Origin of the sequence: Novosphingobium anseongense (assembly GCF_037482895.1) — a bacterium.
Classification (GTDB): Bacteria; Pseudomonadota; Alphaproteobacteria; order Sphingomonadales; family Sphingomonadaceae; genus Novosphingobium; species Novosphingobium anseongense.
In genome coordinates this window covers 54156-75237 of the sequence record NZ_JBBHJZ010000004.1, presented here as the reverse complement: position 1 = coordinate 75237, position 21082 = coordinate 54156, and the positions used below count along the sequence as shown (strand labels likewise).

The window sequence follows — 21082 nt, the reverse complement described above, 5'->3', positions numbered from 1 at the left end:
ACATGTCTTAGATCTAAGGTATTGACCTAGAACAGCTCGCTGAACGGCAGCGAGCCGTCGTAGAGCGCGCGCAGCACCACCTGGATGCGCGTCGACACGTCGTAGCGTTCGCGCGCGGTCTGGATATAGGTGGTGACCGTGGACTGCGAGAGGCCGAGGATCTTGGCGATCTCCCAGTCGGACTTGCCGCGCGCCACCAGCGCGATGCATTCGAGCTGGCGCTGGGTCAGCTTGACCGGCGCCTGATCGGGCAGGCGACGCATGGCCGAGACCAAGGTCCGCGCCGCCTGGAAGGCGAAGGAACCGACGAGCTGCGCCATCGGGAAATTGTCGCGCGGCACCTCGTGCCCGGTCCCCATCGCGAAGTTGCACGAGCCGTTGAGCTCACCGGGGACGTTGGCCGGCACGGTGAAGCCGTCGACGATCCCGGCCTTGCGCGTGCGCTCGGTCAGTTCGCGATGCGCCGCGGTAACCGTGATGAGTTCGCCGACCTGATCCCAGCCGAAACCGACGGCCGACCTTTGCGCGGCAAGCAGGATCGGATCGTTGCTGACGATGTCGTCGTTGATGTACTGATCGACCCAGGCCTGCGGGTAGTCGCTGAGCGCGACGAAATCCTCTGTCACGACGTGTTCGATCATCGTCCCCATCGGTCGCAGATCGACGTGATGGACGAGCGCGAAATGATCGAAATTCATCTCGCGCGTGATGTCCTGCATCAGGCAATGCAAATCGCCGGGCGTCCTGACGCCACGTGAGAGATCAATAAACGACTGTACGTCTTGGAGCTTTGACATGGCAAAGGCTCGGTTTGTGCGACTTGCTGTTGGTAAGGTCCATAATGGCGGTTTTTCGGCCACCACGGCAAGCCTATATTATTCCGAGTCTTACGAGTGTCTGTGCAAAAGAGATCAAAAGTCCCCGATCGGCACAAATGCCGCCCTCAGGCGATGAGTGAAGCGGGCCGAGGCGGCGTGGATCCCCGTCAGGCGGCCATCGGCAGGGTTGCGACCGAGGAAGTCGGCAGGCTCGCCACGGCAGCCGCGTTCTCGTCCATCACCGGATCCAAGGTGACCTGGCCGCTGCGTTCGAGCTTGCCCCAGCCCACCCGCGGCCCGCTGAGCGCGGCGAAGACCGCCTTGAGCACGACGGCGTAGAGCAGCTGGCGATAGCCGAAGCGCTGCATCAGCAGCCTCAGCGCCGGGAAGCCCTGCTCGCGACCGTCGAGGCGATAGGCGATCCAGCCGCAGGCGAGATCGATCGCGGTGAAGGCCGCCCAGAAGCCGAGGATCGTCAGCAGGTCGCCCTGCATCGCCGGCAGGCCGTGGTTGATCACGCGCAGACCGGTGTCGATCAGGCTGGCGACGAGCGCGAGGTCGATGATCGGCGAGATCAGGCTGAACAGGATCTGGAACAGCCAGGCCTGCGGCATGCCGAAGCGGGCGAGCCCGCGCGGCTGGCCGGTAACCAGCGCGCCACGGTGCTTCCACAGGCACTGCAAGGTGCCATAGGCCCAGCGGTAGCGCTGCTTGAACAACGAGCGGAAGGTCTCGGGCGCTTCGGTCCAGGCGATCGCGTCGACATCGCAGGCGACCTTCCAGCCTTCACGCTGGATGGCGATGGTCAGATCCTGGTCTTCGGCCAGGGTGTCGGCCGGATAGCCGCCGACCGCGTCGAGCGCGGTGCGGCGCCAGGCGCCGACGGCGCCGGGCACGACGGTGATCGCGTCGAGCGCCGAGAGCGCGCGGCGCTCGAGCCCCTGCGCGGTGATATATTCGATCGCCTGCCAGCGCGTGACGAGGTTGATGCGGTTGCCGATCTTGGCATTGCCCGCGACCGCGCCGATTGCGGGATCGGCGAACCAGCGCGCGAGCTTGGCGATCGTGTCGGCTTCGAACTGGGTATCGGCGTCGAGCGCGATGACGACGTCGCCCTTGGCGATCTTGAGCCCCTGGTTGAGCGCGTTGGCCTTGCCGCCGTTGGAGATCGTCAGCAGCGTGACGCGCGGATCGATCGCGAAAGCCTGGTCGACGATTTCCGAGGTGCGATCGGCTGAGCCGTCGTCGATGACGATGACTTCGACGCGCGGACCCGTGCTGGCGAGGATGCGGCGCACCGACGATTCGATCACCATCTCTTCGTTGTAGGCGGGGATCAGCACCGAGACGAAGCTCGGCACCAGATGCGGCGCCGGATCAGGCGCGCGATAGCCGCGCGCCTGGCGGCAGGCGAGCACGGTGAGCACGAGCGAACGCGCGATGCCTAGACCGATCGCGGTGAGGAACAACACGAACAGCGCTTTGGCGCCCCCGGAAAGCCCGGCGAACAGACCGCCCGCGCCCTGCGCGACGACCTGCTGCGTCCCCTGCAGCGGCGGCATGACCGCGTCGCGCTCGAGTCCGGCGAGGCGCGAGACCGTGACGAACTCATAACCGCGCGCGCGCAGCTCGCGGATGATCGCGGGCAGCGCCTCGACCGTGGCGGTGCGATCGCCGCCGCTGTCGTGGAGCAGGACGATCTGGGTCGAACGCTGAGCATTGCCCGATTCGACCTGCGCAACGGTCTTGGCGACGATCGTCCGCGCGTCGGTCTCGGACCAGTCGAGCGGATCGACGTTCAGGCCGACCGAGAGATAGCCCATGTCGGCCGCGACGCGCGCGGCGCGCAGCTCTTCGGGCGTGTTGGGATCGGCGTCGCCCAGATAGGGCGCGCGGAACAGCCGCATGGAGCGGCCGGTATAGCTCTCGACCAGCCGCTGCGTGGTGTTGAGCTCGAGCTGGATCGCCGATTCGGGCAGGCGATCGAGATCGGCGTGGGTGGTCGAATGGTTGCCGAGCTCGGAACCCTCGGCGATGATCCGGCGCAGCAGATCGGGTTCGCCCAGCGCATTGGCGCCGGTAACGAAGAAGGTCGCGGCCGCCTTCTCGCGCTTGAGGATATCGAGGATCCGCGGCGTCCAGTCGCGGTCGGGGCCGTCGTCGAAGGTCAGCGCGACGAGGCGGCGGTTATGGCCGGCACGCTGAACCTGGTTGGTCGTCGGCAGCGCTTCATAGCTGGCCTGACGGATCAGCCCGTCGGTGCCAGGCACGCCTTCGCGGCGGCCGGGCTGCGCAGCGCTGGCGAGGCGCAGGACCTCGCCCTTGCCGATCAGCTCGACCGTATCCTGCGTAGGCAGGTGATCGAAGGCCGGCTGGCCACCGCGCGGCGTCGCCAGCGCGGTCCAGAAACCGGGATCCTCGCTGCCGAGGCGCCAGAGCGCCACGCCGCCCGCGCCGAGACGCCGGGCGACCTCGAGCTGGTTCCAGCTGGCGATCGCATCGAGCATCCAGACCTGATGACGGACGCCGGCTTCCTCGTAGGAGAAGTGGCTGTTGCCGGTCTGCGGATCGAACGCCGGGCGCACGCCCGCGGCGACCGCCTTGTCCCAGGCCTGGGCGACGGTCACGCCTTCGGCGCGGCCATGGCCCCAGTCGTAGGCGTAGTTGCCGAGCGCGACCACCGCCTTGTCCTGCCCCACGGCTTGGACAGCCGCGGCGAGATGGCGCGCGAACCAGGGCTGCGAGGCGATCGGTCCGGGCTCGCCGCCGGGCCAGTGCTCGTCGTAGGCCATCAGGAAGATGCGATCGGTGACCGCGGCATAGGCGGCGAGGTTCCAGGCGGGATCGGCGACGGGCGCGGCGATCGTCACGATCAGCCCGCGCGCGGCGAAGCGGTCGTGGATGTCCTTGAGGAAGGCCAGATAGGCGGGATGGGCGTCGGCCGGCAGGTCCTCGATGTCGAGCACCACGCCGGCGGCGCGCTCGGAAATCAGCGTCCGCTCGACCTTGGCGATGAAGCGCCCGCGCGCCGCAGGGTCGGCGAAGAGCCGCGCGCTGTTGCGGCCGTCCCAGGTGCCGGCATCGTCGACATTCTGGATCATCACCAGCAGCTTGGCCTGGCTCTGCCCGTCCAGGACTTCGCGCAGGTGCGCATCGCTCTCGTAACGCCAGGCGTGATCGCGGCCGTGGACGCTGGCGAGGCCCGCGGCGACCCAGTCGAGCTGGTCGACATGGGCGGCGAGCGAGCTGCGGCCCGCCTCGTCCCAGGGCATGTAGAAACCGACGCGCTCGGTCGCGGCGGCGCGCGTCACGGCGGCGGCGGGAAGCCAGGCGCCGGGCATCGAATCGGTGGTAACGGGTCCGGTCGCGACCGGTCTGGGGCGCTCGGCCGCCTGGGCGCTGACGAAGCTGGGCGCGACATGCCGCTCCATGAACAGCACTTCGGCAAGCAGGATCGTCGCGGCTATCGCCAGGACTATGCCTATCGCCCAGGTGGTCGCGCGGACGCGCACGGCGCGACGGCCGCTGGGATCGTGAAAAATCTGGAAGTCCAACGCGCCCGCCACTGCTGGTTTATGTCAGCAGCGCGCTAAGGGATAATGGCTAATTCTCCCTTAACCATCATCCTCGGGAATTGGACTTTTTCGCGGAAAATCAGCTCCAGACGGCTTCGGGCGGCAGGCTCATAAGGATCGCGTCGATGTTGCCGCCGGTCTTGAGCCCGAACAGCGTGCCGCGGTCGTAGACCAGGTTGAACTCGGCATAGCGGCCGCGCCATTCGAGCTGTTGGAGCTTGTCCGCCGGGGTGAACTCCATCCCCATGCGCCGCCGCACGAGCCGCGGGAACACCGCGAGGAACGCCCGGCCCACCGCCTGGGTGAAAGCGAAGTTCGCTTCCCAGGCGGCCTCGTCGGCGCATTCGAGATGGTCGTAGAAGATGCCGCCGACGCCGCGGTGGACCTTGCGGTGCGGGATGTAGAAGTATTCGTCGGCCCAGGCCTTGTAGCGATCGTAATAGCCCGGCCCATGCGCGTCGCAGGCGGCCTGGAATTCGGCGTGGAACTCGGCGGTGTCCTCGTCGTAGGGAAGCGGCGGGTTGAGATCCGCGCCGCCGCCGAACCAGGCCTTGGTCGTCGTCAGGAAGCGCGTGTTCATGTGCACGGCGGGCACGTGCGGATTGGCCATATGCGCGACGAGGCTGATGCCCGTCGCCGAGAAGGCCGGCTTGTCCGCCGAGGCGCCGTTGATCGTGCCGGCAAAGTCGGTCGCCAGGTCGCCAACGACCGAGGAGATGTTGACCCCGACCTTCTCGAAGACCTTGCCCTTCATCAGCCCGCGCGTGCCGCCGCCGGTCTCGCCGGCTTCACCGCCCTCGACCGCGGCACGCTGCCACGGCGTGTAATCGAAAGCCGCATCGCTGCCGGCCTCGCGCTCGATCGCCTCGAACTCGGCGCAGATCGAATCGCGCAGCTGCGCGAACCAGTCGCGGGCGCGGGCGGTGTAGGGAGTCCAGTCGGTCATCGGGACCGCTTGCCAAAACCCGGCCGCTGCGGCAAGGCCGGTGCATGGTTCCCTTTTCGTTCGCTGGTGAGGAGATGCGGCTGGTCGATGGCCGTGCGCTGTTCTGGCCGCGCGAACAGGCGCTGCTCGTCGCCGACCTCCATCTCGAGAAAGCGAGCTTCTTCGCCAGCCACGGCCAGTTGCTCCCGCCCTACGACAGCCGCGAGACGCTCGAACGACTGGCCCTGGCCGTGCGCGAGACCGGCGCCCGGCGGGTCTATGCGCTCGGCGACAATTTCCACGACGGCAAAGGCAGCCTGCGGCTCGAACCGCATGCTGCGGGAATGCTCGCGGCGCTGACCCGCGCGCTCGACTGGGTCTGGATCACGGGCAACCATGATGCCCCAATAGGTCAAAGTGGCGCGGAAGAGATCGCCGGCGGCGCGCTGGCCGACGAGGTCGCCTCGGGCGGGCTGATCCTGCGCCACAAGGCCGCGGCCGGCGAGACCCGCCCCGAGCTTTCGGGCCATTTCCACCCGCGCCTGATGCTCTCGGCGCGCGGCCGGCGGATCGCCCGGCCTTGCGCCGTGATGAGCGAGCAGCGGCTGATCCTGCCCGCTTTCGGCGCGCTGACCGGCGGCATGGATGCGGCCGATCCGGCGATCCTGGCGGCGATGCAGCCGGCCCGCGCGATCGACGCCGTGCTGCCCGCGCGGGGCCGGCTCCTGCAATATCCGCTGTGGCGCGCCGCCGCCTGATCGGCACGGCTTGCATAACGGCCGATAATTCCCACTTTCCTTGCTTGCGCGATTCGATCTAAGGAGCCGCGAAGACGTTTCAGGAGAATTGACTATAGCACCCCCACCCCGGCGCATGATGACCCCGCCCGTCAAGAGCGGGCCGCGCTACAACAATATGATTCAAAGCGACAAAGTTCGCGTCATCGACCAGGACGGTGAGAATCTGGGCGTCATGTACACGCGCGAGGCCATTGAGCAGGCGGCCGGAGTCGGCCTGGACCTGGTCGAGGTTTCGCCCAACGCCGATCCGCCGGTCTGCAAGTTCCTCGACGTAGGCAAGTTCCGCTACGAGGCGCAGAAGAAGGCGAATCTCGCGCGCAAGACGCAGAAGACGCAAGAGATCAAAGAGATCAAGATGCGTCCCAACATCGACGACCACGACTACGACGTGAAGATGCGCAACGTGCAGCGCTTCATCGAGGATGGCGACAAGGTCAAGGTGACGCTGCGCTTCCGTGGCCGCGAATTCTCGCACCAGCAGCACGGCATGAACCTGCTCAAGCGCGTGCAGGAAGACGTTGCCGAAATCGCCAAGGTCGAAGCCTATCCGCGCATGGAAGGCCGCCAGATGCTCATGGTGCTTTCGCCCAAGTGAGCCTGCCTCCCTCTCCCGGCGGGAGAGGGAGACGCGCCGCGCCATGATGCGCGTGCTCCATACAAAAATGAGGACCTATCGTTTCTCGCAGGCGGAACGCTTGACCCTGCGCGCAAGCCGCGCGTAGGAACCGCTAAACAAGAGTTCAAAAGCGGGAGAGAGACATCAGCTACCTGGGCGAATTGCGCGCCGCCTGGCGCCCCCTGCTCGCGGCGACGCTCGGCCTCGCGACCGGCATGTCGATGGCCGGTCCGGTCACCACCGCGCTCGCCCCCTCGCTGATCTCCGGCAATCACTGGTCGCCCGCCGATTTCGCCAAGGTCGGCTCGATTGCGCTGTTCACCTCCTTCGCCTTCCCGATCATTGGCCGCCTCGCCGACGTGCTCGGCGTGCGCTTCACCGCGCTGATCGGCATGACGACCTTGCCGCTCGCCTATCTGGCCTACAGCCTGATGGACGGCGCGCTCTCGACCTACATCGTGATCTTCTTCGTTCAGAGCCTGCTCTGCGTCACCACGACCTCGACGGTCTATACCCGCCTGGTCGTCCAGCACGTCGTGAAGGCGCGCGGACTCGCGCTGGCCATCGCCGCCTCGGGCCCGGCGGTTTCGGGCGTGATCATGGGGCCGGTGCTCAACCATTATGTCGAGGCGCACGGCTGGCAGGCGAGTTATCAGGCGCTGGCCGTCTTCGCCGCGATCGCCGGGGTCGTGGTTTTCCTGCTGATCCCGCCCGAAAAGCGGACGGCGAAAGCACAGGCAGATACCCCCACCCCCAAGAAGCGCCGCGCGCGCGACGACTATCCGATCATCTTCCGCAAGCCCGCCTTCTGGTGCCTGGTCGGCGCCATGCTGCTGTGCAACCTGCCCGCCACGATCATGCTCGTGCAGTTGAAGCTGCTGATGCTGGCCAATGGCATCAGTGGCGAAGGCGCCGGCGTGATGCTGGCAACGATGTCGATCGGCATGTTGGCCGGACGCTTCGTGGCCGGCGTATCGCTCGACCGCTTCCGCGCCGACCTGGTCTCTTTCGTGACCCTGGGCCTGCCCAGCGTGGGTCTGTTCCTGATCGCCTCGACCTGGGACGCCCCTGCGGTGCTGACCTTCGCCGTCTTCTGCATCGGCTTTTCGTTCGGTGCCGAGGGCGACATCGTCGGCTTCCTCGTTGCCCGCCATTTCGGGGTGAACGTCTACAGTTCGGTCATGGGCTTGCTGACCTTCTGCACCTCTTTCTCGACCGCCTCGGGCGCGCTGCTGCTGGGGCTGACGATGGAGAAGACCGGCGGCTACGAGCTCTATCTGGTCATCGCCGGGGTCGGCGTGCTCGTCGGCGCAACGCTGCTCCTGCTGCTCGGCAAGGGCCGCGGCCCCGGCGAACAGGCGCAAGCGATTGAAGAGACGGTGCCGGTGGCCGTGGCGCCGGGTGGAGCGGCCTGAGGCTAGCTCAGCCCTTCCACTCGCGCCGCTCCTCGGCGGCGCGGAGGACTTCGTAGGCCAACTGGAGCGCCTGGAAGGCCTTGGCAGCCTCGGCATCGTTGGGGCGCACGTCGGGGTGCACTTCCTTGGCCTTGCTGCGCCAGGCTTTCCGCACGGCGTCGAATTCGGCGTCGGGGTCGAGCCCCAGCACTTCGAGCGCGCGCAGTTCGTCGCGGCTCCGGCTGCCGTCACCGGGACCGGCCCAGGCGTTGTGCGCCGATTCGCGATAGCCCGAATTGTCGCGCTTCTCGTCGCTCTCGCGCGCCGCGGCCTCTTCGGCGGTCAGGCCCGCGAAATAGTCCCAGCCCGAATTGTATTCGGCTGCGTGCTTCTGGCAGAAATACCAGCGATCGGGGCTGTTGGGTGATTTCGGCGCCGGACAATCGCCGGTATCGGTGCAGCCGGCACGATCGCAAAGGCGGATCTGTGCAGCCTCGCGCCCGGCCTCATAGCCTCGCCAGCGGGGAAAGCCCCAGTCATTGGATCGGCGCGCGCGATTCATCGCGAGGGAGATAGGCGCCCTGCCCAGGGCAGCGCAAGGCTTGAGCCTGCTTCAGGAAAGATTAACGCTCCCGAGGCTACGTGCTGCATTGCAATATCTAGTAACCTACCTTACTATGGTAGGCTGAGCCATTGAGGTACGTCATGAGCAAGCAACTGACCCTGTCGGCAGCGTTCTCCATCTTCATGATGGCGGCCTACGTTCTGCTCGGCACGAGCGCGGTTCGCGAGCCCATGCTGCTTGAGGATTCGACCGCGGTCGAAAGCCCGTTCCAGGTCTCGGTATCGGCGCTGCCCGCGCTCTCGACCTTGCCGACCTTCCTGCGCTGAACGTCAGAAAGCCCTCCCCGCGAGGAGGAGGGCTCTCGAAAATCGGCAACCGCCCGAAAATAGTCAGTCGATGGTGACCGTGACCGCGCGGCGGTTCTTGGCCCAGCTTTCCTCGTCCGAACCGAGCGCGATCGGGCGCTCCTTGCCGTAGCTGACCGTGGTCACGCGCGAAGCGTCGACGCCGAGGCTGACAAGATAGTTCTTCGCCGAATTGGCACGACGCTCGCCCAGCGCGAGGTTGTAGTCGCGCGTGCCACGCTCGTCGGCATGGCCCTCGACGGTTGCACGCTTGGCCGGATACTTGATCAGCCACTGCGCCTGGGTTTGCAGCGCGGAGGCATCGACGCTGTCGATATTGTACTTGTCGGTGTCGAAATAGATCGTGTCCTGGCCGGCCATTTGCTGGACGAAATCAGCCTGACTGCCAGGAATGATGCGGTTCGCGCCGTCATCGGTCTGCGTCGCGACGCCGCTCGGTTCGGGCGGCAGCTGCTTGGGCGCCTTGCTGGCGCAGGCCGACATTGCGAGAGAGCCGGCCACAAGGCAGGCGGCGGCGCCAAATTTCGATCGCCCGAACATCGCGTTCTCCTTTTTCACAGCGAAAACAGTCAAGAAGCTCATGTGTGTAGAGTGTAACACATGAACGACAGGTTGGTGCCAAGAGGCGATGAACGCCTCAGGGCTGAATCGGTCCCCAGGCGGGATCGGACGCATCGGCCGGGGTCGGCAGCTTGCGCTCGTTGCGTCCGGTCAGGTCCACCTGCCAGATCGTCGCCTTGCCCGAGTTCTTCTCCGTGCGGAAAAACTGGATGATGCGTCCGTTCGGCGCCCAGGTCGGCGCCTCGTCCTGCCAGCTATCGGTCAGGTGGCGCATGGATCCGCCGCCCGGGCTCATTACCCCGACGCGCAGGTTGCCGGCGATGTGGGTGAAAGCGATCTGATCGCCGCGCGGGCTCCATTCGGGCGTGGCGGCGCGACCACCGAAGAAGCTGATGCGCTTCTGGTCCGAACCGTCGGCATTCATCACGTAGACCTGCTGGCTGCCCGAACGATCGCTTTCGAACACGATCTTGGAGCCGTCGGGCGAGAACGAACCGCCGACGTCGAGGCCGGGACTGTCGGTCAGCTTGACCGCGCTGCCGCCGCCCGCCGCCGAGATCTTGTAGATGTCGGTATTGCCGGCAATCGCCATCGAATAGAGGATGGTCTTGCCGTCGGGCGACCAGCGCGGCGCGAAAGTCGGATAGCGGTTCTCGGTGATCAGGCGCTGCTGGTTGGTCGACAGATCGTAGACGTAGATGCGCGGATTGCCGTTGAGGTACGACAGATAGAGGATCTGCTTGTAGTCGGGCGAATAGCGCGGGGTCAGCGCGGTCGCCTGGCCGCTGGTCAGGTAGCGGTGGTTGGCACCGTCCGAATCCATGATCGCCAACCGCTTCATGCGGCGGTTCTTCGGTCCGGTCTCGGCAATGTAGGCGATCTTAGAATCGAAGAACGGGCTCTCGCCCGAGAGGCGCGAATAGACCATGTCCGAGCACTTGTGCGCGGCGCGACGCCAGTCGGACGGGCCGACCTGCCAGCCGCCCTTCACGAGCTGCTGCTTGAGCTGGACGTCGTAGAGATAGCAACCGATCGTCAGGGTGCCGTCGGTGTTCTGGCGGACATAGCCCTGGACCAGCATTTCCGCACTGCGCGCCGACCAGACCGGATAGTCGGGCGACTGCACCTGCGGATAGGCGGGTTGCGGCAGGCCGGCCGGACCCGAGGGCTTGAACAGGCCGTTGTTGCGCAGATCGGCGGAAATCACGTCGGACAATGCGCGGCCTAGCGAGGCGGTCGTGCCCGCGTTGGTCTGCGTCGGCAGGTCCTGGTCGGTGGCGAAGGCGGTGATGGCGATGCCCAGGTCCTGCCATGCGGCCTCGTCCGAGACGGTGCCGCTCAATCCACCATCGTCGTCTACGGTCGGGGCTGGCGCTGTCGGCACGACGGGCTGCGGCGTGATCGTCGGCGCCGACTGAGCCCAGACCGGGCTCGCCAGCGCGAGCGCGGTGGCGGCGAGAAGGAGATTACGGATGGTCATTGCGAGAGCCTCTTGTCGAAGCGGATCGTGACCCGCTTCCAGGTGTTGTAATATTCGTCGGGCAAGTCGAACGGCGCCGCGAGCTGAACGGCACGGATCGCCTGCTCGGCATGGCGCGCCGCCTGCGGACGGTTCGCGTCGGTAATGCCTTCCTGGCGCACGACCTCGGGCCGCCCGGCGAGCGAGCCGTCCCGGTTGAGGCTCCAGCGCAGCACGGTGATCAGCTTTTCGGAATCGGCGCCCTCGGGCACCTTCCCCTGCCAGTGCGGCCGCAGCGCGCGCGAGATCGCGCCAAGCAGCGAGGCCGTGACCTGCGGGCCGGCGACCTGCGCCGGTGGGCTGTTCGAGCGCGCCACACTCTGCGCGCCGGGAACGCCCTTGAGGAAATCGTCGCCGACGCGGGTCGCGCCAGCAGGACGCGGATTCGGGCGCGCCGGCGCCGCATTGGGGCGTGCCGCCGGACGCGCCGGGGTGGCATTCGGGCGGGCTGCGGGACGCGCCGGTGCCGCGCTCGGACGCGGCTGCGGGCGCACGGTCGGCTTGGCCACGGGCTTGGGCGGCTGCGGTCGCGAGGTCGGCTTGGGCACCGGCCGCGGCGCCGGAGCCGGTCGTGGTGCGGGCGGCGGCGGAACCGCCTTGGGTTGCGGCTTGGGCGGCTCGGGCTTCGGTTCGGGCGGAGCCGGCTCGGGCTCGGCCGGTGCCGGTTCACCGATCGTCGGCGCAATGTCGGGCGCGGCCTCTGCTGCCGGCTCTGGCGAGGTCGAGGTCTCCGCGACCTGGTCGCTGAGCGTCACTTCGATCCGGTCGGGCGGCATGACCGCAGGCGCGCCGCGCGGGTGCCACAGCAGCGCCGCCACGAGCCCGACGTGCAGCACCACGGCCACGCCCAGACCGATGCGTTCCTCGTTGCGAAGGGCGACCGCTGCCATCGTCAAACCGCTATTCGGGCGCGTCTGAACCGCGGATTACCGCGGGTTCGGTGCCGGTGGCCGTGGTCACCAGCGAGATCGAGGTAAAGCCGGCGCGGTTGAGTTCGCCCATGACCGCCATGGCCCGGCCCCAGTCGATCGCCTTGTCGGCCCGCAAGGTCACCAGCGGCGGCTTGCCGTCGGGTGCCGGCGGCACGCTTTCCAGCCGGTCGCCGAGTTCGCCCGGCGCCACCGGATCATCGTCGATATAGACCTGACCGTCACGCGCGACGGTCACCGTGATCTGCTCCTTCTCCTCGGACAGCGCCTTGGCGCGGCTCTCGGGAAGTTCGACCGGCACGCCGGCCTTGAGCAGCGGCGCCGTGACCATGAAGATGATCAGCAGCACGAGCATCACGTCGACCAGCGGCGTGACGTTGATCTCCGACATCGCCGCTCGCCCGCCGCGTCCGCGGCGGCGACGGCTTCCGCCGCCTCCTGCAAAACCCATCGCCATGCCTCAGCCCTCCAGCTGACGGCTGAGGCTGGCGTGGAAGCGATCGCCGAAGCGCTGAAGGCTGGCCTCGAAGCCGTTCACGCGGTGCGAGAAGCGGTTGTAGGCGATGACCGCCGGGATCGCCGCGAAAAGGCCGATCGCCGTGGCGAACAGCGCTTCCGAAATGCCCGGTGCCACGACCGCGAGCGAGGAATTCTGCTGCTGGCCGATCTGGAAGAAGCTGTTCATGATGCCCCAGACCGTGCCGAAGAGACCAACGAAGGGCGCGACCGAGCCGACGGTCGCGAGGAAGTTCAACCTGTTGGCCAGATTGTCCGCCTCCTGCGCCACGGCGGAATCGATCGCCAGGGTCAGCCGCTGGCGCGCACCCTCGCGATCGACGGACTTGCCCGTGGCCGAGCGCTTCCATTCGGCAAAGCCCGCCGCGGCGATCTTGGCAGAAGGCACGTCGCCACGTCCGCGTTCGTTCTGGAACGCCTCGAAATCGCGCGCTTTCCAGAAATCCTCCTCATAGGCGGCAGAACGTCGGCGCACGTTGCCCATGCGCAGCGAGAAGCCGACGATGATCATCCAGACCCACACCGAGGCGAGGATCAGGCCGATCATCACCACCTGCACGACGAGATCGGCATCAAGGAACAGCTTGACCGGATTGAGCCGCGTCGGCGCGCCGGCCGCGGCATCGACGGCCGTGGTCGTGGCGGCGGCAAGAAGGGAAAGGATCGTCATTGGGGTCCTTCGGAAGCGGGTTCGGGAGCGGAAAGGATGGAGGCGAAAGCATCGAGCCAGGCGGAAGGTTGCGCGCGCGGCCGCCCCGAAGGGCTGACGAAGGCGACGCGCAGCCGCGCCTCGCTGAGCAGCAGGTCGCCCCGCCAGGCCAGCTGGTGCATGCGGCAACTGGCCTTGCGCAGTTCTTCGGCGCGGGTCTCGATCAGCACGGCGTCGTCGAGCCGCGCGGGCGAAAGGTAGCGGATCGACAGGTCGGCGACGGCATAGGCACCCTCGCCCGCCTCATGCGCGGCGCGCTGGTCGATACCGAGCAGGCGCAACATGTCGGAGCGCGCGCGCTCGAACCAGCGCAGGTAGTTGGCGTGGTAGACGACGCCCGAGAGATCGGTGTCCTCGAAGTAGGCGCGCACCGCGAAGCGGTGCACGGGTCCGTCGAAACGGCCGCTGGTCGGTTCGGGGAGCGACGTCATGCGACGAACCGTTTAGACGGCGGGTGACTCCCAGGGCAACCCATGGCGGTCGTCCGGAAGCAAATCAGGCACGATTGGTCGGCGGATCGACCCGCCGAAGGCCCCGACGGGACGATCAATCCCCGATCATCACCCGAAACTGGCGACCGCCGAAGATGTGGACGTGGAGGTGCGGAACCTCCTGGTGTCCGTGCCCGCCCATGTTGACCATCAGCCGGTAACCGGGCTGATCGAGCTCGAGTTCGCGCGTGACCCTGCCCACCGCACGGGTAAAACCGGCGATCTCGGCGTCCGACGCCTTCAGGGTGAAATCGTCCCACGACACGTAGGCCGCCTTGGGGATCACCAGGACGTGGACTGGCGCCTGCGGGTTGATGTCGTGGAAGGCGAACGCGAAATCGTCCTCGTAGACCTTCTTGCTGGGAATTTCCCCACGAAGGATCTTCGCGAAGACGTTGTTCTCGTCGTAGGGCAGACGCGGATCTATCGGCATGGAAACTCCCTCAGGACGTGCGTGAGGCCTTCTCGGCGATCCCCGAAGTGCCCTCGCGGCGCTCGAGTTCGGCAAAGACCTCGGCGAGCGGCACCTGCTTGGCATTCAGCAGGACGACGAGATGGAACAGCAGATCGGCCGCCTCACCCACCAGCGCCTGGCGATCCTCGACCAGCGCGGCGATCACCGTCTCGGTCGCTTCCTCGCCCAGCTTCTGCGCGATCTTCTTGAGCCCCTTGGCGTTGAGCTTGGCGACATAGCTGGAATCGGGATCGGCATCGCGGCGCGCGGCGATCACGGCTTCGAGGCGGGACAGGGTATCATCGGCCATCGCCAAGCCATGCGGCGGCGGCGGCGCGCGGTCAAGCCGGCTTCAGTCGCGGCGCTTGCCCGCGAAGTGCCGGCCGATCAGCAGACCCGCAATGCCGAGCGAGAACAGCGTGATGCCCGAGGGATCGGGCAATTGGATCGAGCCCGCGGCATGAGCCGGCCCCGCCAGCAGAAGACTGACGACGGCCGAGATACCCAAGGTTCGGATCATACCCACACGGTTGTTAACGCAAGCTTCGAGCCAACCGTGCAAACAGGCGGAAAACCGCGACCTTTGATGGTTAACGCAATGGGTGATCGGCAGCCGGCTGTAAGCCCTGCCGACAGTTCAGCCGCGCGCGGGCAGTCCGGCAGCGCGCAGGGCGGCGTGAGCTTCGGCCACCGTGTGCTGGCCGAAGTGGAAGATCGAGGCCGCCAACACGGCGCTGGCATGGCCCTGCGTCACGCCCTCGACCAGGTGGTCGAGCGTACCGACGCCGCCGCTCGCGATCACCGGCACCGACACGGCATCGGCGATCGCGCGCGTCAGCTCGAGATCGTAGCCGGCCTTCGTACCATCCCCGTCCATCGAGGTAACGAGCAGTTCGCCAGCACCCAATTCCGCGAGCCGCACCGCATGCGCGATCGCATCGATCCCGGTTTCCTTGCGGCCGCCGTGGGTGAAGATTTTCCAGCGGCCATCCTTGCGCCGCGCGTCGACCGAAGCGACGATGCACTGGCTACCGAACTTCTCGGCGATGTCCGACACGACCTCGGGCCGCGAAACGGCCGCCGAATTGACCGCGACCTTGTCCGCCCCGGCGAGCAGCAGCGCCCGCGCATCGTCGGCCGAGCGGACGCCGCCGCCCACGGTCAGCGGCATGAAGCAGACTTCCGCTGTGCGGCGCACGACGTCGAGCAGAGTGCCGCGGCCTTCGTGGCTGGCCGAGATGTCGAGGAAGCAGAGCTCGTCCGCCCCGGCCGCGTCATAGGTCTTCGCCTGCTCGACCGGATCGCCGGCATCGCGCAGGTCGACGAAGTTCACGCCTTTGACCACACGCCCGTCGCGGACGTCGAGGCAGGGGATGACGCGGACACGGACGGTCACTGCTTGTTGGCCATGGCGATCGCCGCCGCCAGATCGAGCCGGCCTTCGAACAGCGCCCGCCCGGTGATCACGCCCTCGATCCCGTCGTTGGCATGGACCGCGAGCAGGCGGATGTCGTCGAGACCCTTCACCCCGCCACTGGCGATCACCGGCAGGTCGGTACGGCGCGCGAGATCGACCGTCGCGTCGATGTTGCAGCCCTTGAGCATGCCGTCGCGGCCGATGTCGGTGAACAGCAGGCTGGCGACGCCGGCGTCCTCGAAGCGGCGCGCCATGTCGACGATCGAGACGTCGGAGACCTCGGCCCAGCCCTCGGTCGCGACCATGCCGTCGCGCGCGTCGACCGCGACGACGATGCCGCCGGGATAGGCCTTGGCCATGTCCTTGACGAATTCGGGATCCTTGAGCGCGGCCGTGCCCATGACGATGCGCGACACGCCCAGATCGAACCAGCCGTCCACCGCCTCGCGCGTGCGGATACCGCCGCCAAGCTGGACATGACCGTCGAAGGCTTCGAGGATCGCCTCGACCGCGCCCTTGTTCTCCGCCCGGCCCGCGAAGGAGCCGTCGAGATCCACGACGTGGAGGTATTGCGATCCCTGCTCGGCGAAGAGCACGGCCTGGGCGGCAGGGTTGTCGCCGTAGACCGTGGCACGATCCATGTCGCCTTCGGCCAGGCGGACGACCTGGCCCTGCTTCAAGTCGATGGCGGGAAATACGATCAAGGCTTCCACTCCAGGAAACGTGACAGGAGCGCGAGGCCGAAAGCCTGGCTCTTTTCGGGATGGAACTGCACGCCGACGACGTTGTCGCGCGCGACCGCGGCGACGATCCCACCGCCGTGGTCGGTCATCGCCGCGACGTCGTGACCGGCGTCAGGCACGAAATGATACGAGTGCAGGAAATAGGCTTCGCCCGGCTCGATCAGACCGTCCGCGTGCGGCGGCACGGCGACGTCGTTCCAGCCCATGTGCGGGATCTTGATTGCCGGATCGGTGACCTCGATGCGCCGCACCTCGCCCTCGATCCAGTTGAGGCCTTCGGTCACGCCGTGCTCGACCCCGCGCGTCGCGAGCAGTTGCATGCCGACGCAGATGCCGAGGAACGGCGCGCCGCCGACCTGGACGCGCTCGGTCATCGATTCAACCAGATGCGGAATACCCAGCAGCCCCTCGACACAGGCGCGGAAGCTGCCGACGCCGGGCAGGACGATGCGATCGGCGGCGCGCACGACGTCGGGGTCCGAGGTAACCGTGACGCCCTCGGCGCCGGCTGCCTTGAGCGCGTTCGCGACCGAATGCAGGTTGCCCGCGCCGTAATCGACGAGCGCGAGCACCTCAGCCATTCAGGCCACCCTTGCCAAGAATGCCCTTGGTCGAGGGGATCGCCCCGCCCTTGCGCAGGTCGGGCTCGACCGCCTGCCGCATGGCGCGGGCGAAGCCCTTGAAGATGCCTTCGATGATGTGGTGGTTGTTCTGGCCGTAGAGGCACTCGATGTGCAGCGTGATGCCCACGGCCTGCGCGATCGACTGAAACCAGTGCTCGAACAGTTCGGTGTCCATTTCACCGAGCCGCGGCTGGCTGAACGACGCCTTCCACACGAGCCAGGGACGGCCCGAGATGTCGAGCGCGACACGCGCCAGCGCCTCGTCCATCGGCGAATAGGCCTGGCCGTAGCGGCCGATGCCGGCCTTGTCGCCAAGCGCCTCGCTGATGCACTGGCCGATCGCGATCGCGCTGTCTTCGGTGGTGTGATGCTGGTCGACATGCAGATCGCCGACGATCTTGCAGGTGATGTCGATCAGCGAGTGGCGCGAGAACTGCTCGATCATGTGATCGAGGAAGCCGATGCCGGTCGACACGTCGTAGGCGCCGGTCCCGTCGAGATTGATCTCGACCTGGATATCGGTCTCGTGAGTCTTGCGACTGATCCGGGCGATGCGCGCTGTTGCCATAGGCGCCGGCCTATAGTGACGAGAGCGTGGGAATCAATCCAAACCCGTGAGGCCGCCGCCGACGCGGGACTTGACCCATGACGCCGGGAAGGCCACTTGGATGGCGATGACTGACCAAGTACCCGACAGCCTGATCCCCTACGACGAGATCGTGCAGGAAGCGCTGCGCGCCGTAGTCGGCCGCGTTCTCGGCCAGGTCGAGGCGGGCGGCAGCGTGCTGCCTGGCAACCATCACTTTTACATCACCTTCAAGACCGGCGCGCCCGGCGTGTCGATCCCGGCGCATCTCAAGGAACGCTTCCCTGACGAGATGACGATCGTGCTCCAGAACAAGTTCTGGGAGCTGAGCGTCGAGGAGACGCTGTTCTCGGTCGGCCTCAGCTTCAACCAGGTGCCCGCTAAGCTCGTCGTGCCCTTCGGCGCGATCACCGCCTTCGTCGACCCAGCGGTCGATTTCGGCCTGCAATTCCAGGCAGTTGGCTCGCAGATGGAACCCGAACCGCACGACGATGCGGAGAACGATTCGCTGGAACGCGAGTCCGCACCGCGCGTTACCCCTGCTGATGACGGATCGAACGTCGTATCGGTCGATTTCGGCCGAAAGAAATAAGGGGCGATCCGCCCCGCAAGCGAGGGTGCGATGGCCACTGGTAGGGCGAAGTCGGGCGTGAAGAAGATCGGCAAGGCCGTAACCACAACCGCCAAGAAGGCAGAGGCCGCGCTCGAAAAAGGCCCCAGCCCCAATCCGATGACCAATATCATCATCGCCGACGTCGCGCTGCGCGGCGGCGGGCGGCTGCTGCGCCATATGGTCGAGCGCACCCTGCTCGGCGTGAAATATTCCCCCGACAAGGCCAAGAATATCGTCAAGGGCCGCAGCATGACGCAAACGCTGCTCGGCACGGCCGTGGCGCGGATCGCCACGCGCTCGGTGCCCGGCGCCCTGTTGATAGGGGGAGGGCTGCTCGCCAAGACGCTCTACGACCATGGCAAGCAGCGCAAGGCCGCGGCCGAAGGCGCCGCGGAAGTCGACGATCAAGCCAAGAAGGGCTGACCCTCTCGCACTTCGGCCGTCGCGCCGTCACTTGATTTGCGGGCCGGCTATCGGCATCAGCGGCCATGGCCCAGATTCCCGAAACCCACGACGACACGCTGCACCGGCGCGGCTTGATGTTCATCCTGTCTTCGCCGTCGGGCGCGGGCAAGACCACCATCTCGCGCAAGCTGCTCGCGCATGACGAACGCATGGGCATGTCGGTCTCGGTAACGACGCGCCAGCCGCGCCCCGGCGAGATCGACGGCAAGGACTACATCTTCAAGACCCAGGAGCAGTTCGACCAGATGGTCGAGGACGGGCATTTCATGGAATGGGCCCACGTCTTCGGCCACTCCTATGGAACCCCCAAGTCGCAGATCAAGGCCGGCCTCAAGGAAGGCCGTGACTTTCTGTTCGACATCGACTGGCAGGGTACCCAGCAGCTCTATCAGAAATCGGAAACCGACGTCGTCCGCGTCTTCCTGCTGCCCCCCAGCCTCGACGAGTTGCGCCGCCGCCTGACCGCACGCGGCACCGACAGTGCCGAAGTCATAGCCGGCCGCATGGCGCGCGCCCAGGCCGAGATCAGCCATTGGGACGGCTACGACTATGTCGTGGTCAACGACGACATCGACACCTGCTTCGACAAAGTCGTGCAAATCCTCGCCGCCGAACGCCTGAGCCGCGCGCGCCAGACGGGGCTGATCGGCTTCGTGCGCGAACTGATGCGACCCGAGGTCTGATCCGCTAAAAGTCGGACGGCGCCAAGCAGCACATCTTTCCCTGCCGTTTGGCGCGGGCTTGCATCGCGGGCGGCAGCGCGGCGCACCACGACACGATACCGTCGGACCTGATCGACCGCAGGTATTCGACCGGATCGTGGGCAGCCACATAGGGCGGCAACAGGGCACCGCGATGCTCGGGAAGCCGGCTGTGCATCAGCGGGAAATAGGTCAGGTCGTCGAGCAGCAGTCTCTGCTTCGCTACGGGATCGACGATGCCACACTGGCGCGCGACGGCCAGGGTGTCGCGGCGGATCGCGTCAAAGCCGAAAGGGGTGATCGAAAAGTGCTGCCCCGGTACGTAGCCGGGCGTGCGCGTGCTGGCGGTGAGTGGCGCGCCGTAAATCGCAGTCAACAGGGCCATGCTGACGAGACCGGCAAGGCCGATACCGGCGGCGGCCCAAGTCAGACCCCTTGCAAAATTCGGCCCGCCGTCATGCGTGGACAGGGCCAGCACCACGCCCAGGGTCAGCATCGGCACGGTAAAGGTGGCCTCGTAGACGCCGGTAAAGCCTATCGCACTCCAGCCCAGGAACATCGCCAGCAGCGCACCGGCCAGCAGGAAACGATCGTCGAGCCGCCGCTCACGCCACGCCCGGCGCATCGCGCGCAGCAGACACCAGACCGTGACGATCATTGCGATCGACCACAGCGCCACCACTACCAGGAAGAACGTGAAGGAATCCGCCCGGGTGATCTGTTCTGCGGGCAGCCAGTCCGCCATGGGTGAAGCGCGCGGTGCAACCGTGCCGGGATAGAGGAACAGGCTGAGATTGCCCAAGGCCTTGGTCAAAAGCGGCAGGATCTGGGCGGAGCTGTCCGCGGCGACGATGGCCGCACCCGCGCTTTTCTCAAAAGCCTCGCGCGCGGCGGCATCGTCCGGACACAGGAAGCGGTCGACCCAGTAGTGCCCCGACCAGATGGCTCCCGCGACCAGCATAACGCCTGACACGAGCCGTGGAACGACCGCCTGACGGCCCTTGGCGACCAACAGCAGGCAGACGAGGAACAGCGGCGCCGTGGCCACGCCCTTCACATGATAGCTCATCGCCAGCAGCGACAGCACCAGGATCGCGAGCGAGCGGCGCCAGGCGCTCGCCGTCGTGGTCTCGGCACCCGAGCCGGTGCGCCCTAGGACCAGCAGCAGCGCCGCGGTCCAAGCCAGCATGATCGGCTGCTCGGGCCGGCTCATCACGAGCAGCAGCGGCATCGTGCCAATGCTCAGGAAACCGATCGCGATCGTCGTGAGCGCAATCCGTTCGGGTCCATCGCGACCGGCGCGCCGGACGAGGGCCAAGACCATAGCCGTCCAGACCAGCGCATAGAGGATGCCCGAGAGGCGGACGTAGATCGGGCTGTCAAACAGCGAATTGAAAACCGCCGAATAGTACCGCGCGGGCATCATCCAGAACGGCGGCGACGCGAGCGTGTTCGGGCCGCAGAGCTCGGTGAACAGCTTGTCGACGCCGTCGTAGGCAGCGCGCTCCTGCAGCCGCCAGCCGATCTCGTCGGTGTAGATCGGCAGGACTATCGCGGCGAGGAGCGCGACGACGAACAGGCCGATAACCATGCGCTGCAGCCACTGGAAGCCTTTGAGCCCGGCCCTGACCTCGCCTTCCATACGTCGCTCGCCCCTGCCTTCGCGAAAACCATGCCATCGGGTCCTGACGAGTGCC

Annotated in this window: 25 protein-coding genes; 7 read left to right on the top strand and 18 right to left on the bottom strand. The window is 66.7% G+C overall.

Annotated elements, in window-relative coordinates:
- Nucleotides 1-26 precede the first annotated feature (26 nt).
- The 3 genes from WG901_RS18170 to hemF all read right to left on the bottom strand — a co-directional run bounded on the left by WG901_RS18170 (nt 27) and on the right by hemF (nt 5339).
- Nucleotides 27-797, bottom strand: a complete 771-nt coding sequence (locus WG901_RS18170; protein ID WP_339588526.1) for a LuxR family transcriptional regulator — start codon at nt 795-797, stop codon at nt 27-29.
- Nucleotides 798-985: 188 nt separating this feature from the next.
- Nucleotides 986-4372, bottom strand: a complete 3387-nt coding sequence (locus WG901_RS18165; protein ID WP_339588525.1) for a glycosyltransferase — start codon at nt 4370-4372, stop codon at nt 986-988.
- Between the two features lie 100 nt (nt 4373-4472).
- Nucleotides 4473-5339 carry an oxygen-dependent coproporphyrinogen oxidase gene (gene hemF / locus WG901_RS18160; protein WP_339588524.1) on the bottom strand — a complete coding sequence of 289 codons (867 nt, stop codon included), beginning with the start codon at nt 5337-5339 and terminating at the stop codon, nt 4473-4475.
- 44 nt (nt 5340-5383) lie between these two features.
- On the opposite strand from hemF, the gene pdeM reads away from it, so the two are divergent.
- The 3 genes from pdeM (at nt 5384) to WG901_RS18145 (ending at nt 8149) form a co-directional block, all read left to right on the top strand.
- Nucleotides 5384-6076 carry a ligase-associated DNA damage response endonuclease PdeM gene (pdeM, locus tag WG901_RS18155; RefSeq protein WP_339588523.1) on the top strand — a complete coding sequence of 231 codons (693 nt, stop codon included), beginning with the start codon at nt 5384-5386 and terminating at the stop codon, nt 6074-6076.
- Nucleotides 6077-6191: 115 nt separating this feature from the next.
- Complete coding sequence (infC, locus tag WG901_RS18150; protein ID WP_339588522.1) at nt 6192-6713, top strand: translation initiation factor IF-3; 522 nt, start codon at nt 6192-6194, stop codon at nt 6711-6713.
- A gap of 182 nt (nt 6714-6895) precedes the next feature.
- The gene (locus WG901_RS18145; protein WP_339588521.1) at nt 6896-8149 is read left to right on the top strand and encodes an MFS transporter; all 1254 of its coding nucleotides are present in this window, start codon (nt 6896-6898) and stop codon (nt 8147-8149) included.
- A gap of 7 nt (nt 8150-8156) precedes the next feature.
- Here the strand turns inward: WG901_RS18145 and WG901_RS18140 are convergent, their stop codons facing one another.
- A complete protein-coding gene (locus tag WG901_RS18140; RefSeq protein WP_339588520.1) occupies nt 8157-8690 on the bottom strand; it encodes a J domain-containing protein in 534 nt (177 codons plus the stop codon).
- Between the two features lie 143 nt (nt 8691-8833).
- Here WG901_RS18140 and WG901_RS18135 point away from each other — a divergent pair, with 143 nt between their 5' ends.
- The gene (locus tag WG901_RS18135) at nt 8834-9019 is read left to right on the top strand and encodes a hypothetical protein (protein WP_339588519.1); all 186 of its coding nucleotides are present in this window, start codon (nt 8834-8836) and stop codon (nt 9017-9019) included.
- 63 nt (nt 9020-9082) lie between these two features.
- On the opposite strand, the gene pal is transcribed toward WG901_RS18135, so the two are convergent.
- From pal to hisB, 13 genes are all read right to left on the bottom strand, one after another.
- Nucleotides 9083-9598 carry a peptidoglycan-associated lipoprotein Pal gene (pal, locus tag WG901_RS18130; RefSeq protein WP_339588518.1) on the bottom strand — a complete coding sequence of 172 codons (516 nt, stop codon included), beginning with the start codon at nt 9596-9598 and terminating at the stop codon, nt 9083-9085.
- 97 nt (nt 9599-9695) lie between these two features.
- On the bottom strand, nt 9696-11099 hold the full coding sequence (gene tolB / locus WG901_RS18125; RefSeq protein ID WP_339588517.1) for a Tol-Pal system beta propeller repeat protein TolB: 1404 nt from the start codon (nt 11097-11099) through the stop codon (nt 9696-9698).
- Nucleotides 11096-12028: a hypothetical protein gene (locus WG901_RS18120; RefSeq protein WP_339588516.1), complete on the bottom strand. Its 933-nt coding sequence runs from the start codon at nt 12026-12028 to the stop codon at nt 11096-11098. The genes tolB and WG901_RS18120 overlap by 4 nt, the downstream gene beginning before the upstream one ends.
- A gap of 10 nt (nt 12029-12038) precedes the next feature.
- The gene (locus WG901_RS18115) at nt 12039-12524 is read right to left on the bottom strand and encodes an ExbD/TolR family protein (protein ID WP_339588515.1); all 486 of its coding nucleotides are present in this window, start codon (nt 12522-12524) and stop codon (nt 12039-12041) included.
- A 3-nt stretch (nt 12525-12527) separates the two neighbouring features.
- Nucleotides 12528-13253 carry a protein TolQ gene (tolQ, locus tag WG901_RS18110; protein ID WP_339588514.1) on the bottom strand — a complete coding sequence of 242 codons (726 nt, stop codon included), beginning with the start codon at nt 13251-13253 and terminating at the stop codon, nt 12528-12530.
- Nucleotides 13250-13723: a YbgC/FadM family acyl-CoA thioesterase gene (locus tag WG901_RS18105; protein ID WP_339588513.1), complete on the bottom strand. Its 474-nt coding sequence runs from the start codon at nt 13721-13723 to the stop codon at nt 13250-13252. The genes tolQ and WG901_RS18105 overlap by 4 nt, the downstream gene beginning before the upstream one ends.
- Before the next feature lie 115 nt (nt 13724-13838).
- Complete coding sequence (locus tag WG901_RS18100; protein ID WP_339588512.1) at nt 13839-14216, bottom strand: histidine triad nucleotide-binding protein; 378 nt, start codon at nt 14214-14216, stop codon at nt 13839-13841.
- Between the two features lie 10 nt (nt 14217-14226).
- The gene (locus tag WG901_RS18095; protein ID WP_339588511.1) at nt 14227-14547 is read right to left on the bottom strand and encodes a phosphoribosyl-ATP diphosphatase; all 321 of its coding nucleotides are present in this window, start codon (nt 14545-14547) and stop codon (nt 14227-14229) included.
- Between the two features lie 42 nt (nt 14548-14589).
- The gene (locus WG901_RS18090; RefSeq protein WP_417603538.1) at nt 14590-14763 is read right to left on the bottom strand and encodes a PEP-CTERM sorting domain-containing protein; all 174 of its coding nucleotides are present in this window, start codon (nt 14761-14763) and stop codon (nt 14590-14592) included.
- Between the two features lie 111 nt (nt 14764-14874).
- The gene (gene hisF, locus WG901_RS18085) at nt 14875-15633 is read right to left on the bottom strand and encodes an imidazole glycerol phosphate synthase subunit HisF (RefSeq protein ID WP_339588510.1); all 759 of its coding nucleotides are present in this window, start codon (nt 15631-15633) and stop codon (nt 14875-14877) included.
- The gene (gene hisA, locus WG901_RS18080) at nt 15630-16358 is read right to left on the bottom strand and encodes a 1-(5-phosphoribosyl)-5-[(5-phosphoribosylamino)methylideneamino]imidazole-4-carboxamide isomerase (RefSeq protein ID WP_339588509.1); all 729 of its coding nucleotides are present in this window, start codon (nt 16356-16358) and stop codon (nt 15630-15632) included. The genes hisF and hisA overlap by 4 nt, the downstream gene beginning before the upstream one ends.
- Nucleotides 16355-16978 (bottom strand): imidazole glycerol phosphate synthase subunit HisH, encoded by a 624-nt coding sequence (gene hisH, locus WG901_RS18075; RefSeq protein ID WP_339588508.1) that lies wholly within the window; start codon nt 16976-16978, stop codon nt 16355-16357. Before hisH ends, hisA begins: the two co-directional genes overlap by 4 nt.
- Nucleotides 16971-17588 carry an imidazoleglycerol-phosphate dehydratase HisB gene (hisB, locus tag WG901_RS18070; protein WP_339588507.1) on the bottom strand — a complete coding sequence of 206 codons (618 nt, stop codon included), beginning with the start codon at nt 17586-17588 and terminating at the stop codon, nt 16971-16973. Before hisB ends, hisH begins: the two co-directional genes overlap by 8 nt.
- A 106-nt stretch (nt 17589-17694) precedes the next feature.
- On the opposite strand from hisB, the gene WG901_RS18065 reads away from it, so the two are divergent.
- The 3 genes from WG901_RS18065 (at nt 17695) to gmk (ending at nt 19367) form a co-directional block, all read left to right on the top strand.
- On the top strand, nt 17695-18198 hold the full coding sequence (locus WG901_RS18065; RefSeq protein ID WP_339588506.1) for an SspB family protein: 504 nt from the start codon (nt 17695-17697) through the stop codon (nt 18196-18198).
- 30 nt (nt 18199-18228) lie between these two features.
- On the top strand, nt 18229-18642 hold the full coding sequence (locus WG901_RS18060) for a hypothetical protein (RefSeq protein ID WP_339588505.1): 414 nt from the start codon (nt 18229-18231) through the stop codon (nt 18640-18642).
- A gap of 65 nt (nt 18643-18707) precedes the next feature.
- On the top strand, nt 18708-19367 hold the full coding sequence (gmk, locus tag WG901_RS18055) for a guanylate kinase (protein ID WP_339588504.1): 660 nt from the start codon (nt 18708-18710) through the stop codon (nt 19365-19367).
- A gap of 4 nt (nt 19368-19371) precedes the next feature.
- Here gmk and WG901_RS18050 read toward each other — a convergent pair whose 3' ends face one another.
- The gene (locus tag WG901_RS18050) at nt 19372-21027 is read right to left on the bottom strand and encodes a hypothetical protein (RefSeq protein WP_339588503.1); all 1656 of its coding nucleotides are present in this window, start codon (nt 21025-21027) and stop codon (nt 19372-19374) included.
- Nucleotides 21028-21082: the final 55 nt, after the last annotated feature.